We start from the raw sequence: 1130 nt of genomic DNA, 5'->3' as shown, positions 1-1130 counted from the left end.
GGCAACCCGGACAATGCGCCCCTGATCGAGGTCACCGCCCTGGACTTCCGGATGCGCCCGGACCGGGACCTGCTGATCGCCGTCACCGGATCACCGCTCACCCTCACTGTCGGGGGCCGCGAGCACTCCCAGTGGGAACCCGTTTCCGTCCGCGCCGGGGAAGCCGTCACCATCCGCGGAATCCACGGCGGGCTGCGCGCCTACCTGGCCATCCACGGCTCGGTGGACGCCCCGCTGCTGATGGGCAGCTGCGCCCCGGATACCGTGATCGGTTTCGGCCTGAAACTCGGTGAAGGCACCGTATTGGACATCCGCCGCAGCGTGGCCCCGCTCCGGCAGCCCTACCTGGACCTCCCGCTGTTCCGCCTCGGACTGCAACGTCCCGCCATGGGTCCGGAACTCCTGGTGGACGTGACCGACGGCCCGGACGTGGCGGAATTCGGCGAGTCCGCCGGACTCCTGTTCGAGGCCGGCTACACGGTGAGCGGACGCAGCAACCACATCGGGCTCCGGCTCGGCGGCCGCTTGCCGGAACGGCTCTCGACGGCGGAGGTCCTCTCGCGCGGCGTGCCCGTCGGCGCCGTCGAGGTCCCCAACAGGGAGGAACTGCTCGTGCTGCACCGGGGCCGCGGCGTCACCGCCGGGTACCCCGTGCTAGCTGTTGCCACGAGCCTCGGGCTCGACGCGCTCGCCCAGGCCCGCCCGGGCGACGTGGTCCGCTTCCGGAAATCCACGGTGGCCGAGGCCACCCAGGCGTACCGGGCGGCCATGGCGCAGCTCGATGCCCTCAGGAAAACCGTCACGACCGTCTTCACCCTCCTGGGCGTGGGAGGCGAACCCCAATGGCGGGAACTGCCACCCGGCATCGCCATCTGAAAACCTGCCGCCATCGCACCCTTCGCTATCGACATAGCGCCTTGCTACGCTCCAAACATCAAGGAAAAGCACATGACAACAAGCACCAACGCTGCTGAGACGCAGCACGAACGGCTTACGGGCCGGCAGACCCGCAAGGTGGTCACCGCCGGCTGTGTGGGCATCTTCGTGGAACTCTACGACAATGGCATTTTCGCCTTCATGGCGGGAACCCTTGCGCTTGTCTTCCTTGCCCCGGGCAACCCGGACAATGC

At 68.4% G+C, this 1130-nt stretch carries 1 protein-coding gene and 1 pseudogene; both read left to right on the top strand.

Features of this window, described 5'->3' with window-relative positions; translation table 11 throughout:
* Window positions 1-876: biotin-dependent carboxyltransferase family protein (locus BIU82_RS15950; protein ID WP_070350454.1), on the top strand; the 876-nt coding region annotated here is incomplete at its 5' end.
* A gap of 72 nt (window positions 877-948) precedes the next feature.
* A pseudogene (locus BIU82_RS15945) lies at window positions 949-1130 on the top strand (MFS transporter); the annotation flags it as partial.

This window comes from Arthrobacter sp. SW1 (assembly GCF_001766675.1).
Taxonomy (GTDB): Bacteria; Actinomycetota; Actinomycetes; order Actinomycetales; family Micrococcaceae; genus Arthrobacter.
This window is presented reverse-complemented; position numbering and strand designations above follow the sequence as displayed.